This is a genomic window from Shewanella sp. Pdp11, assembly GCF_002838165.1.
Taxonomy (GTDB): Bacteria; Pseudomonadota; Gammaproteobacteria; order Enterobacterales; family Shewanellaceae; genus Shewanella; species Shewanella hafniensis.
Window position 1 is genome coordinate 2414441 of sequence record NZ_CP015194.1, and the last position, 13558, is coordinate 2427998.

Annotated in this window: 12 protein-coding genes; 7 read left to right on the top strand and 5 right to left on the bottom strand. The window is 45.3% G+C overall.

Translation table 11 applies throughout. The annotated features are described in order from the left end of the window. Window positions 1–96: 96 nt before the first annotated feature. A complete protein-coding gene (locus AYJ58_RS10670) occupies window positions 97–336 on the top strand; it encodes a DUF3624 domain-containing protein (RefSeq protein WP_106650105.1) in 240 nt (79 codons plus the stop codon). 32 nt (window positions 337–368) lie between these two features. Here AYJ58_RS10670 and AYJ58_RS10675 read toward each other — a convergent pair whose 3' ends face one another. After that, window positions 369–1988: a peptide MFS transporter gene (locus AYJ58_RS10675; RefSeq protein WP_106650106.1), complete on the bottom strand. Its 1620-nt coding sequence runs from the start codon at window positions 1986–1988 to the stop codon at window positions 369–371. A 685-nt stretch (window positions 1989–2673) separates the two neighbouring features. Between AYJ58_RS10675 and AYJ58_RS10680 the strand changes: the two genes are divergently transcribed. The 6 genes from AYJ58_RS10680 to AYJ58_RS10705 all read left to right on the top strand — a co-directional run bounded on the left by AYJ58_RS10680 (window position 2674) and on the right by AYJ58_RS10705 (window position 9240). Continuing rightward, entirely contained in the window at window positions 2674–3660 is a 987-nt protein-coding gene (locus AYJ58_RS10680) for a TerC family protein (RefSeq protein ID WP_106650107.1), read from the top strand. Between the two features lie 226 nt (window positions 3661–3886). Next, entirely contained in the window at window positions 3887–5425 is a 1539-nt protein-coding gene (locus tag AYJ58_RS10685; RefSeq protein WP_106650108.1) for a hypothetical protein, read from the top strand. A 170-nt stretch (window positions 5426–5595) separates the two neighbouring features. Further along, the gene (locus AYJ58_RS10690) at window positions 5596–7317 is read left to right on the top strand and encodes a phospho-sugar mutase (RefSeq protein ID WP_106650109.1); all 1722 of its coding nucleotides are present in this window, start codon (window positions 5596–5598) and stop codon (window positions 7315–7317) included. Window positions 7318–7482: 165 nt separating this feature from the next. After that, window positions 7483–7866 (top strand): VOC family protein, encoded by a 384-nt coding sequence (locus AYJ58_RS10695; RefSeq protein WP_006081088.1) that lies wholly within the window; start codon window positions 7483–7485, stop codon window positions 7864–7866. A 101-nt stretch (window positions 7867–7967) separates the two neighbouring features. Further along, entirely contained in the window at window positions 7968–8417 is a 450-nt protein-coding gene (locus tag AYJ58_RS10700) for a GyrI-like domain-containing protein (RefSeq protein WP_106650110.1), read from the top strand. 109 nt (window positions 8418–8526) lie between these two features. After that, the gene (locus AYJ58_RS10705) at window positions 8527–9240 is read left to right on the top strand and encodes a helix-turn-helix transcriptional regulator (RefSeq protein WP_106650111.1); all 714 of its coding nucleotides are present in this window, start codon (window positions 8527–8529) and stop codon (window positions 9238–9240) included. 115 nt (window positions 9241–9355) lie between these two features. Here the strand turns inward: AYJ58_RS10705 and AYJ58_RS10710 are convergent, their stop codons facing one another. The 4 genes from AYJ58_RS10710 to AYJ58_RS10725 form a co-directional block, all read right to left on the bottom strand. Beyond that, window positions 9356–10582 carry an aerolysin family beta-barrel pore-forming toxin gene (locus AYJ58_RS10710; RefSeq protein ID WP_232790879.1) on the bottom strand — a complete coding sequence of 409 codons (1227 nt, stop codon included), beginning with the start codon at window positions 10580–10582 and terminating at the stop codon, window positions 9356–9358. A gap of 650 nt (window positions 10583–11232) precedes the next feature. Then, entirely contained in the window at window positions 11233–11535 is a 303-nt protein-coding gene (locus AYJ58_RS10715) for an AzlD domain-containing protein (RefSeq protein WP_106650112.1), read from the bottom strand. After that, window positions 11532–12353, bottom strand: coding sequence for an AzlC family ABC transporter permease (locus AYJ58_RS10720; protein ID WP_106650113.1), 822 nt, complete (start codon window positions 12351–12353; stop codon window positions 11532–11534). The genes AYJ58_RS10715 and AYJ58_RS10720 overlap by 4 nt, the downstream gene beginning before the upstream one ends. Before the next feature lie 204 nt (window positions 12354–12557). Continuing rightward, window positions 12558–13391, bottom strand: coding sequence for a helix-turn-helix domain-containing protein (locus tag AYJ58_RS10725; RefSeq protein ID WP_106650114.1), 834 nt, complete (start codon window positions 13389–13391; stop codon window positions 12558–12560). Window positions 13392–13558: the final 167 nt, after the last annotated feature.

Genomic DNA, 13558 nt, shown 5'->3' on the forward strand with positions numbered 1-13558 from the left:
TCATGAGTTTCTGAGTGTGCATGATATTCAATGTGCCTGCTCTTATTTACACTCTTATTAGCACTATTATTGTGAGCATAGTTTAGCTGGGGATTTATGAGTTGCAGTGACTGTAATACGTCGATTTTCAGGCAAAAGATGGGTCGCTGCAAACGCTGTATGTGGCAGCTTACGGCTTTATCGACCATCGGCTGGCCGTTGTGGTGGTGGCTTTATCGTGATGCGCCTAGGGATGTAAACTCGATTGCATTACTGTTTTTCTGCGCGGCTTTTACGGGGCTATTGGCTTTGCACCTCATCGTCTTGGCTTACCGTCGCCTCAGAGGGCGAAAGTAAGCCAAGTTTCCTTTCCTTTTAAATTCTTTGACTTAATTTGTTGCTGTGTTCTCGTGCATCATTTTTTTCATTAATGGCGCAAGGGCAAAGAAGACTAACGCCATTACCACACCAATTTGCGCCGAGAAGATAAACAGTTGCTCATATAGCGCCATCGCACTCGGTACGTCACTTATTACGCCGCCTTGGGTATCAATCGCGGCGAGCTTGTTTAATTCGGCAGCTAAGATTTCAGAGTATGAAGTGCCGAGAAACCAAGCACCCATCATCAGACTGACCACGCGTTTTACCGAAAGCTGAGTCACGGCAGATAAGCCTATGGGCGACAGCAATAACTCGCCGATTTCTAATACAAAATAAGCCGCGACTAAAAACCAAATACTCACTAGGCCATTGCTTAGCGGCATCTGGATCCCGAGCACAAGTACCATAAAGGATAAACCCGCGAACAAAATACCGAGTGCGGTTTTAACCGGTTTACTCGGGTCGCAATTTTTGCGGGCGAGGGCAGGCCAGAGCCAAGCAAAGATGGGTGATAAACTGATCACAAAGAAAGCGCCGAGGAAAGTTAACTGTCCCGCACTCCATTCGAGGCCGAGCATATTACGGTCCATCACACGGTCCGAAAATGCTACCCAAGAGCCATAGGTTTGCTCATATAAGCCAAAAAAGATCAAACCTGCGACGATGAAAAGCAGCAAAGCCGACATCTGTTGACGTTCAATCGGGTTGCAGTGTTTCACCATAAACCAGCCAATGCCGAGGGCGAGCACTAGTGATACTGAGTGCAAAAACCAAATCACTGGGCTCACTGCGGGTAATAAACTGCTAATCGAAAGTACGAGGGAGTGGGTTTGAATTAAGCCCCAGACCAGTACTACGCTGCCGATGGCGCTTAAGTAAATCCATTGCTCTGTGGTGATGCCGGCGGTTTTCTTCAAAATTATTGCGGGATCTCTGGGTTCAGCGAAGCCTTGCAGGTGTTTCTTGCCACGAATAAATACCAATAAACCCGCTAACATGCCTAAACCGGCCAAACCAAAGCCGTACTTCCAGCCATAGGTTTCACCTAAATAAGCACAAATCAACGGTGCTAAGGTGGCGCCTAAATTGATGCCAGCGTAGAAAATGGTAAAGCCTGAATCCCGCTTTGGAGATGACTCGGGATACAGCTGACCGACTATGGTGGAAATATTGGGTTTTAAAAAGCCCACTCCGACAATGATCAAGGCGAGGGATAAATAGAACACCTGCAGTGCTTGCTCATCGCGCTGAACTTCACCGGCGACGATAACCGCTTGATGGCCTTCAAAGGCCATGCCTAAGTGGCCGAGCACTAATAAAATACCGCCAAAGATTACCGCTTTGCGCATGCCGATATAGCGGTCGGCCAATAAACCACCTACCACGGGCATGGCGTACACTAAGGCACCGTAAGCGCCAATGACGTTATAGCCAAATTCGTCGGTAAATAGATGATATTTAATCAGGTAAAGAAACAGTAATGCTTTCATACCGTAGAAGGAGAAACGTTCCCACATTTCGGTAAAAAAGCAGACAAACAAGCCTTTAGGATGCCCAAAGAGCATTTCTGGCGGGGGCGAACCCTGTGGGCCTTGCATAGCGTGTGGCGGATGTTGTTTTGTTGACACTTAAGACTCCCAATGCTGGCACTTTATGCGCCGAGCAGCTAATGATTCATTTTATCGTAATGAATTTTATTAATTATTTTTCATTATTTGTGATTATCGCGGCGCTTTTGATCGCTAAAATACGGCGCTGTTGCAGCAGTTAATCACACTCGGATGATATGGAACAGCCAAGGGGGTTGAAACTGATGAATATTTTGCTTAGTTCACCATTTCGCCATTGTTTGAAACTGTGCTTAACCTGCTTTTGAGTCAGACTCTGTGGCTCAATTTATTCATTTTCAGTTAAGAAATGAGTGCTACATAGTGGCCAGAATTCAACTGTGGCAGTTTTATGTTAGCGTCTTTAGCCTTGATTTCGCTGTTGTTCGTCCTTCTATAGACGGTGTGGCGATTTTGTACTATTTGAGAACATCTTCGTACTCGTACGAGGCCGCCCTCTAAATGAGTGTGACGAATAGATAGGTTAGATGATTTGCTTAGGGAAGCACTGTGATTGAGCTGTGATCTTATTCTAAGAATAAGTGTAAGCAAGTAGTGAAATCATATTGATTATAAATGAATTTTAATCTTGATGGTTGCGTTTTTATATAGGATTTCACAGTTTATATTTCTACAATGAGTTAATGTCTATCTGCTCAATTGTACTGATTTTACTCAACCGTTATGTTGGTTTTTAAGGAGACTTATGGAGTTTTTTACCACCCTATTTGTGGGTTACCCGCTTTGGGTTTGGTTGATGTTTTTCGGTTTTGTGCTGGCATTATTGGCCTTCGATCTTGGCGTATTACACAAGGAGCAGCATGAAATTACTGTGGCCGAAAGTTTAAAGCTTTCAGCTTTTTATATCTGTATGGGCTTATTGTTTGGGGCTTGGCTCTGGTGGTACAAGGGCTCAACCGCGGGTATGGAATACCTGACGGGTTATCTGATTGAAAAATCGCTTTCAATGGATAACGTATTTGTTATCGCGTTAATCTTCAGTAGCTTAGGTGTCCCACGTTTATACCAACACAGAGTGCTCTTCTGGGGCATTATGGGCGTAATAGTGCTACGCGCGATTATGATTGGTCTTGGTGCAGTGCTTGTTGCCCAGTATCAAGGTGTACTTGTGTTATTTGGACTCTTCTTGATTTTCACTGGCGTGAAAATGCTCTTCTCAAACGATGAGCACGGTGATATCCAAGATAATAAGTTTTATAAATGGTTACGCACTAAGATGCGTTTTACGCCAACGCTACATAAAGAAAAATTCTGGGTACGGGGTGAAGATCATCAGTTATCAAAAGGATGGTGGGCAACGCCGTTATTTTTAGCGTTGATCTTAGTGGAAACCGCAGATTTAGTGTTTGCTGTCGACAGTATTCCAGCTATTTTTGCGATTACCCAAGATCCTTTCATCGTTTATACCTCAAATATCTTCGCGATTCTGGGGTTACGTGCCTTGTATTTTGCCTTGGCGGCTATGGTGCATCGTTTTGAATACCTAAAATATGCGCTGTCAGTGGTATTAGTATTTATTGGGGTGAAGGTGGGTTTAGTGTATTTCAATCACGAGGGAATCGTGGATTTTACTATTCCAACCGCACTGTCTCTTGGGGTGACTTTTGGTCTGTTAGTTTTAGGTGTCTTGTATTCGCTATGGAAGACGCGCGGCCAAGAAATCGATAAATAGGGAAACAGTTTGCGTGACTCGTGGCGAGTCCAATAACGAATCTCTTGGCCGTTTAGCCCATGCTAAACGGCCTTTTTTATATTCTTACTATCCGAATCGTTATGCTTTACAGCGGATGTTAAAAAATGAGGATACTAAAAATTAGTCTATGCTTACTTTGAGTCGCCGCTGGTTTCGAGGCTCACAAAGGGAGTTTTTAGGACTCATACTCTTCAAGGACGATATTATGAAACTTAACATTGCCGCCATACTTCTGCTCAACGTTTGTTTGTTCACTACTGTCAACGTAAAAGCTGCAGATAAACAATCGACGAACATTACATCTAATGCAAATTCAACCTGTACTGGAGCCTATCCAAGTTACTTTCAAGATCCTGCTTTTGCAAAAACAGGCATGTGGGACAATCAAGTCATTATCAACCAAGCTTATTCGGGCTGGAAGGGGCCTATTTTTAGCCTCAGTGATGCTTATGCGAGTGCCAAACCAGATAGTGCTGCACCTTGGCTTGAATTTAATCCCTTCGATAAAAATCTGAGTGAAAGTGATAAAAATACCCAAGCGTGGAAATACCTTTGGGCTGTGATGAAGTACATCCAAGAGGGAAATATCGACAAAGGTGATATCAGTAAGGACTGGGATCTGTGTAATAACAAGGTACGCTCTTGGTATCATATTCCCTACCAAACCTATGATCCCATGAGTGGACGGGAATTTATCCACGGCTTGACCCGCGAAGCCCCTGTTACTATGGCGATAAAAGGCCAAGGCGATTTGAAAACCACTATGTGGGCGGTGGGGTTTTATAATCCGCAAGCGGCAAATAGTATTGGCAAGGTATGGACTGGGGCGCCATCGCCTGTAATGCCGCAGCAAAATTTTGCATTTAATGAAGCTAGTGTGATTGGCAAGTTACTGTTCACTACCGCAACGCCTAATAACTATCCTTTCCTCGAAAACGTACCCGTTTGGCAAGCCAATATCAGTGCCAGTGATTTCTGCGAATGTAAAAACGCCGATGGCAGTGCCTGTAGTTTCCAACAGGAAACAGAGCAATGCCCACGCTCCGTTGCCGATGTGTACTTATTGCAGTTTGATATCGCAGTGCGTGACAGTCGCTCGCCCGTGGGCTGGGCCTATGGCACTTTTGTCGCCGATGGCCAGTTTAAAGCGAAAGAGAAAAATCCTTGGGATCGTATCTCTCCACTGGGATTAATGTGGGGAAATGACACGCCGCCAGCCACAGTAGGAGCGGCAGCATTCCCTCAAAACCCAATCACAGGGCTTAAGGATAGCGCGGTATTTCAAGAGGTGGTTGGTCGCTTGAATGAGCACACCAATGCGGGACACTTAGGGTGTAACGGACGTTTAAATGGCCCCGCGGATAACGCATTAAGTAGCTGTTTATCTTGCCATCAAACCGCATCCGTTCCAGATAGCACTAATAATACACCGGCAATCATGTACCAATTTGCCTCGTATCAAGAGCCGGGCAGTGGTCAATGTTTAACATCGCCCAGCGCCCTCGATTTATCGATTGACCAAGTGTATTTCAAAACCTTTATGTGTTCAGCATCCTTTGTTGGGCCGAGCAACATAGTCCCAATACCTAAATATGCCCAAGGGCAAAAAGAATGGATTTCTACTGATTTTTCATTACAACTCAGCATCAGTCTCACCCAGTGGCAAGAATGGCAACAAGACCAAGATAACCTGAAAAAGAATATCAAAGTGCGTGTATTTGATGGCACTTTACCCTCTCGTTAATGTTGAAGTTTGTTTAAGGTTAACACCAACGCACTATCTGGCATTACCTGTTAGATAGTGCGTTTTTTATGGCAATACCCTTGGCTCATTTTGAAATTAATGCAAATTAGCTTGTTCTTCTACGTGCTTTTTCCTAAGGTGATTGCAAATGATTTTCAATGAGGCGTGATATGAGTACCCATCTGCAGTTACAGGTAAACCATTGGCTTGAAAATGATCCAGACCCTCGCACTCAAGCCCAGTTACAAACCCTAATTGATAGTGGCAATGATGCCGAACTCGCAGCGCGCTTTGCGGGTCGCTTGGAGTTTGGCACCGCAGGATTACGCGGTGTCGTCGGTGCTGGGCCTATGGGGATGAACCGTTTGGTGATCCGCCAAACCTCTGCTGGTCTTGGTGCATATCTACTTGATCAGATTAAAGATGCAGCCGAGCGTGGCGTGGTGATTGGTTATGATGGCCGCCACGACTCATTCAATTTTGCCCATGATGCGGCGAGCGTGCTCACCGCTATGGGCATTAAGGTGCGCTTAACGTCTAAAGTGGCGCCAACGCCGCTGGTGGCCTTTGGGGTGAAACATTTTAATGCGGCAGCAGGCATTGTGGTGACCGCAAGTCACAACCCGCCGCAATACAATGGTTATAAAGTGTATTGGGAGAATGGCGCGCAGATAATTCCACCCCACGATTCTGGCATTGCCGCGCAAATTGAGCGCGCCGCAAATCAAGCTATTCCGTTTTTAGAGCATGATGAGGCGGTAAAACAGGGTAAGTTGATTCTGTTGCAGGACGATTTTTACCAAAGCTATCGCCATGGCGTGCAGCAGGCTGAGGTGCTGCAAAACCATACGGCTCCAGAAAAGGTCAGTTTAGCCTATACCGCCATGCACGGCGTGGGCGCTGAAATGGCTGAAACCGTATTGAAAGATGCGGGTTTCACCCAAGTGTATTCGGTTGCCTCCCAGCGTGAACCCGATGGGGATTTCCCAACGGTAAACTTCCCCAATCCGGAAGAAAAGGGCGCGATGGATTTAGTGATTGCTGAGGCGAAAAAACACGGCGCTATGCTCGCCTGTGCTAACGATCCCGATGCCGACCGTTTTGCGGTTGCAGTGCGTCGCGATGATGGCGAGTATCAGATGCTGACGGGCGATCAAGTCGGTGTGCTCTTTGGGCATTACTTGTTATCTCACGCTAAAGATAATCAACGACTTACGGGTACAACGATAGTGTCATCGAGCCTGTTATCTAAGATTGCTCAAGGGTTTGGCACGCAAAGCTTTACCACGCTCACTGGCTTTAAGTGGTTGATGAATGTGGGTATTGCGAAAACGTCCCCTGAGGATCAATTCCTGTTTGCCTATGAGGAAGCCCTTGGCTACACAGTTGGCAGTATGGTGTGGGATAAAGATGGCTTGTCGGCGCTGGTGGCATTTGCCCAATTAACTGCCGAGCTGGTGGCGAAGGGGCAAACGATTTGGGACAGACTCGAGCAAATTTACCGTGAGCATGGCTTCCATCTCAATGCGCAGGTGAGCATTGCACTTAAACCTGACACGCCTAATATTGGCGCCTATTTACGCGAACATCCCCCTGTGAAGATTGGTGAGCAAGACGTGCTATCAACCGATGATTTAAAAGCCCTTGAGCGTCGTTTTGCCGATGGAAATGTTGAGAAAATCGATTTACCACCGAGCGATGTATTAACCTACTGCTTAGCGGGCGGGGCTCGGGTGATCGTCAGACCATCTGGCACTGAGCCCAAAATTAAGTGCTACTACGAAGTGGTCGAAACTATGGTCGATACTGATACCTTAGCCAGCGCTCAGGCGAGGGCGAGCAAAGCCATGGAAGATTTTATTCAGGCCCATCAAGCCAGTTTGCCAAAGTAACACCCTAAGCTAAAACCCTCAACATTCACTTTTATTAAAAGGCTACTGACATCATGCTGTCAGTAGCCTTGTTTTATTCTTGTTGTCGCCCGTTAATGATTCAGTCCTGAATTTTATAAATAAGGTTTTGAATCATTGATATTTTTCAACAAGGAGAAAGTGAAAATGTTATCTATTGCACCGTTAGTTTGGGGTGAAATTCCTGTCAGTGATATGAACCGTGCCGTTGCATTTTATCAGCAGCATTTTGGGGTTGAGTTTAAACGTGACGATATGGAAGATATGGAATATGCGACCATAGTCACCGAAGATGCGAGTGCGGCGAGCATAGGGTTAGTCAAATGCAGCATGAGCCAGCCGTCAATGCAAGGCAGCACTGTGTATCTGCATTTCAGCGCACAATTGCAACCTTTAGTGGATAAACTTATTGCAGCAGAGGTGACGATTATCCTGCCAGTCACACCGATTAAAGACGGCGAGTGTGGTTATATCGCCTTATTTGCCGATAGCGAAGGTAACAAAGTGGGTCTGTGGTCTAAGGATAAGTAGTCTCGAGTGATAAATGTATTAGCGTCGTGGCCTTAAGGCACGACGCTAAAATCACGCAATTTACTAAAGTATGGGTTTAGATTTCTATGGAAGAAACGAAGATGGACGTGGTTTATATTGATGCTCGACCGCTACTTGGGCTGAGCACCCGCACGAACAATCGGGCAGAAATGTCCGCCGATAGCGCTAAAATTGGCAATTTATGGCAAGCCTTTTTTGAATCATCCCAGCTCACCGCTATGCTCAATTCGCCCATGTATGGCGTGTATTATGACTATGAGTCAGACATGAATGGCGAGTTTTCTGTGCTGGTGGGCAAGGCAATTGATACCCCAGTCGAGGCAAATCACTGGGTGTCGCTTGAGCTTGAAGCCGGTAAGTACCTTAAATTCAGCGGTCAAGGTGACATGCCACAATGTGTTATCGATCTTTGGGGACAAGTGTGGGGCTATTTTAGTGCTAACGATTGTCCACATCAGCGCCGTTATCAAACTGATTTTGAAGTCTATCTCAGCGCCACTGAGGTGGAGATTTATATCGGGATTTTATGATTTAAATCGTAAACTATCACTCAAGTGAGTATCAGGATATGCCAGTGATTTATGTAAACTCACAATGCTTAATCAACGGATAGGCAACTAAAGGATTAAATCAGAGTCAATGCGCCGCGCCGACCGCCTATTTCAAATAGTGCAAATTCTTAAACATAAACGCCTGACCACAGCCCAAGAGTTGGCTGAACGGTTAGAGGTGTCCACGCGCACGATTTACCGTGACGTACAGGATTTGTGTTTAAGTGGCATTCCCATTGAAGGGGAGGCGGGTGTCGGCTATTTGTTGCGCCACGAGGTGAATGTTCCTCCCTTGATGTTTAACGAAGCCGAACTCGAAGCGATTCAAGTTGGCATGCGTATGGTGCAAACTTGGGGTGGCAAAGAGCTTGGTAGCGCCGCGAGGCAGGCGATGATCAAAGTCGAAGCCGTACTGCCAAAACGACTACAAGCCTATCAATCCTTGATGTTTTCACCGGATTTTTACCTCGACTCCAATGAGTTCCAATTCCTCGATCCGCTGCGTAACTCAGCTCAGCGCCGCGAATACGTCAAACTCTTCTATCAAGACGTCAAACTCGATGTCACCGAGCGTGAAGTGCGCCCGCTCGCCATCTATTTTTGGCGTGGCACTTGGACCTTACTGACATGGTGTGAGCTACGTTCAGCCTTTCGTAATTTTAGGGTCGATCGCATCACGGGTCTTGTACGGCTGAACCGTCATTTTGACCTAGCACCAGGGCAAGAGTTGGAAGATTATATTTGCCTGATGGATGAACAATCGAAGGCGCGAGCCGAAGTAAAAGATAAGCCACTCGAATGAGTGGCTTATCTTACATTTCTAATTTGCTAGTAACATTCTAGTATTTTGCTAGTTGTATCGAGATCTCTCTGATAATCGTATCATAGCTATTATTGAGAGCCTAAACCCACCGTTTTTAATTGTTTAACATGACTTCGCTTGATTGCGAAATATGCAGTTTTTTGATTAAACCATCTTCATCATTGTTTTGGATCTCTCCGACGGCAACTTGAATATTACGACTCAGTCCTAATTTTTGAGCACTTTTCGGACGATTAGCAATATCTTCATCCGTTAGCGGATAGGATTCACTGGCATCGATATTAAATTGACTCGAATCTATTGCGGTAAATTTACCGCTAATTGGTGCGCCATGTTGTCTAACAATATTCGCCAATTGCCACTCAAAACCACTTTTTGACTGTGCCGAACTAATCGCTGCAGGCCAATCCCATACACCATAACCGTTTATATCTTGATGAAGATATTGATCGACTAAGGCTTCTGGCCCATTTAAGTTATTCGCATTCGCTCCGCCAAAGGTGTAAGGGAAGTTAGGTCTATTTGTCGGATGATTAATATGCGCATTACCTCCCCATTTTAAGAAGTTCTCATATTTTATATCGTACATCATATATAAACTTGAGGTGTATGGAACATCCGCTTTTTGTTTAAACAGAGTGATTGAGATATAACGTTTGCTGCGAGGAGGCATAATTGCGCGGTACTGTGCCTGACTCGAAATTGTTGTACTTTTACCGTCAGTTTCACTCCAGCCTTGGCTGGCGGAAAATTCGGCACTGATTTCAGAACTCGCTCCACCTATTCCTGGAATACCCACTTCATATTTATTGGTTACGCCAATTTTCTCGGAGAAGGAGAAATTATCGGTTTTGGCCCAGCTAGTGGTGTAATCATAGTTGAGGGTGGCGACACCGGTATCTTCGGTATCACCCCAGTTGTAAATCACTACGGGAGCTGTATAAATAGCTTCACGATCATAAACTTGAGGTGAACCTAACTGAAGGTTTTGAGGATTAGTTACAAAATGGATATTTTGTAAATTCACCTTCAAACGCTCATTCGCTCTGTAGCCGCTTGCATAAGGATCATTGCCGTTATAGCGGGCTTTAAGACTGTATTCGTTGCTCGATTCTCTTCTGACTTCGATATCTTCACCAACATACTGGGATGCCGTACCGCCAGCCCATGCATATCCAAGATGGTGTCCCAAGGAGAATAACGAGCTGATAAACGAGGGGTCGTTAATCACATCATTTTTAAGCGAATCAAGATCAGGGGCAGCGTGTTCTACCATTGACAGTTTTGGAATAGTATTCGGAATAGCTGCTTCGGCCAACAAAGAAACAGTTCAAAGTGCGGTTAAACAGGATAAAGTTAATATACTCAGGCTAGATTTTGTTCTCATGATTGTTCCTTTATTTTAATAAAATACGTCCTTTCATTGAGAGCGCCGATGGCAATTATATGTAGTCCTAAATCATATAAATAATCATTACTGCTAGGCACATCTAAAAACTAGCACTTTTATTTTTATTAAACAAAGTAAAAATAGATTAATTTAAATAGTGTTTAATTTAGGTTAAAAGTGTTAATTGGTTTATTTTTAAACGGTATTTTGAACTTTATAATATAGTGTATTTACTTTAATTTTTAATGAGTTTAATTTTGTGCGTGAATTAATATTAATAGCATGGCGTATTTAATATTTAAACTGACTTTTATATGAAAACTTTTAAATGGATAATTTATGCAAAGAGTTATATCGAGTGCGATATCGAAAGTTAAACCGAGGTCAATACCCTAATAGATACAGTCATAAGGGTATAGGACATGAAGACAGTGGAAGATAATGTGAAAGTGATTTTCTGATATACGAGTATCTGAGGGGATGAGGTTGGGTAAAAGTGTGGTAGAGGCTGTATAAGTGCTTGATGCAAGAGCCAGTGCCGCTGTTTGGCACTGGCTCTTTGTTTTCTTAATGTTGTTTACTTAATGGATCAAGAAAAACAGTCCCATACTCAACACTGTGGTCAGCAAGGTATTACGGGTGACGAGCGTGAGTATCGTCGCGACCACGGCGCAGATGAGATAGCTGTTGTCTAAGCTGAGATCGAGCTGGCCTTCTTGCACAGATACTATGGGCGCGAAGATAGCGGTCAATACTGCAGGGGCTGAGTAACTTAAAAAAGTTTGGGTGCCCTTACTTAATCGCAGCGGTAATTTAGGTTCGAGCAGTAAATGACGACTGATAAACACAACCGCCGCCATTGAGAAAATCATTAACCAAATCATGCTTTTTCTCCTGATGCACTATTTGTCTTAGTCCCCGTTTCTGCTTGGGTTTGTGTGCTTGCAAGCTCAGTTGCGGATTGTTCTGCGCGTTCCGCTTCCTTGGTCACTTTGGCGTAAAGTACGCCAGTTGTCATTCCGGCAATGGCGGCGATCAGTAATCCAGCTTGAATTTCAAATAAGGCGCATACCACGGCAAGGGTGAGCGAGACTAATACACAGACGAGAATCGACGGCTTTTTTACCGTGGGCACGACCAGCGCGATAAAGGTGGCGGCGATGGCGAAATCGAGCCCAAGTTCACCTAAGTTCTCGATAGCATTGCCCGCGACTATGCCAAGTAGCGTCGCTAGGTTCCAACCGATATAAAAACTCAAGCCGCCGCCGAGGGCATACCAGCGATCGAACTTATGCAACTTGCCTTGATTAGCGATGGCAAACAGTTCATCTGTGAGCAAAAAGCCCAATGTTAGGCGCCACTTTAACGGCAACGGACTGATTTGACTGCGCATCGCCATTGCATATAACAGATGGCGTGAGGTGATGAGTAACGTCGTAATTAAGATACTCCACAGACCAATACCAGCTTTGACCATGCCGAGCGCCACTAACTGAGCCGCGCCCGCGAAGATAATGGCTGACATGGCTTGGCTTTCAATGGGCGTGAGCCCAACCTCAATAGCGAAGGAGCCCGCTAAAATTCCCCAAGGAACCACTGCTATTGTCAGCGGCATCATGGCCAAGGTGCCTTTTAAAAAAGCCTTGGCTTTTGTGGGATGCGCGGGAGAAACATCGGGTTCTATAAGCTTGTCGGTGGTCACTTTGGCTCCTAAAAATTGCGGCGACACTAGGGCCGCTGTTAAATAATGAATGCTGGGATAAGGTTTGCTTGCTCTGTTATTAGCGCTCAGTTACGACTCTTTCTTAGAGACTTGTGTTTAGCCATGGCAGACCTGTTATTAGCCGGCCTGTTATTAGGGATAGAAAGCAAGCATGAGCATGGCAGATTAACCTAAAGTGATTGTTTAGGCTTGGATAATATTGCGGCCTATTTCTTTGGCAAATTGCCCCGGCGTTACGCCGACGGTCTTTTTAAAATGCCGATTCAAATGGCTTTGATCGTGAAAACCACAATCGAGGGCGACATCAAGTAGCCGTGTGCCTTGCTTGATTTTCCCCTTAGCGAGTCTCACTCTGGCCTGAATTTGGTAAGCGTGGGGCGGCAAGCCGTAACAACGCTGAAATTGCTTGAGTAAATAATAGGGGCTTAATCCTGCAAGCGTTGCCAGTTCTTCAAGGGAAATATCGGCTGCAGGATGATCGTCGATAAAGGATTTCACCAGCGCTAACGCAGGCTTAGCTATTGCGGCGAGGTTGTCGCTCGGGCGATGCTTGCCATGGCGCGCCATTAACTGCATTAGGCTTGAATAGACTAAGCTTTCACGCAGTAAGCGATTATCCGATGTATCTAAGGTATTAAAGGTGAGGCGCAGCAGTTCGGCTAATTCGGGATCGTACACTACGGGATCTGGGAAATAGGGCGCTCCGCTGTTTGCTAGCTCACTGTTTATATTGGTAAACTGCGCGGGTACTGGATACATGGCACGATAGGACCAACCGCCCTCGGTGGCGCTACAGCCATTATGCACTTCATCGGCATTGACGAGAATGATGCTGTGCTTTGGCGCCACATGGTTGCCACCGGTGCGATAAAAACGCTGCGCCCCCGTTTCAATCACGCCGACCGTGTAACCTTCGTGGGTGTGGCGACTGAAGTTTTGTTTATGGTAGTGGGCATTGAGTAACTCGAGGCCACCTAATTCATCGGCAATCTGGTAGGCCGCATGTTCTGTATTCATTAAGCCTCCTTTCTTGAATAGATGAATGGGCGGGTTGTACCTGATAGTAACCCAGAAATCCTCAGCGCTTTTGTACAAAATTGCGCATATTGGATTTTGTTCTGCGCTTAATGGTGGTTTCTTAATGTTTGTTGCTTATTGCTATCGCTTGAGATTTTTCGTCAATC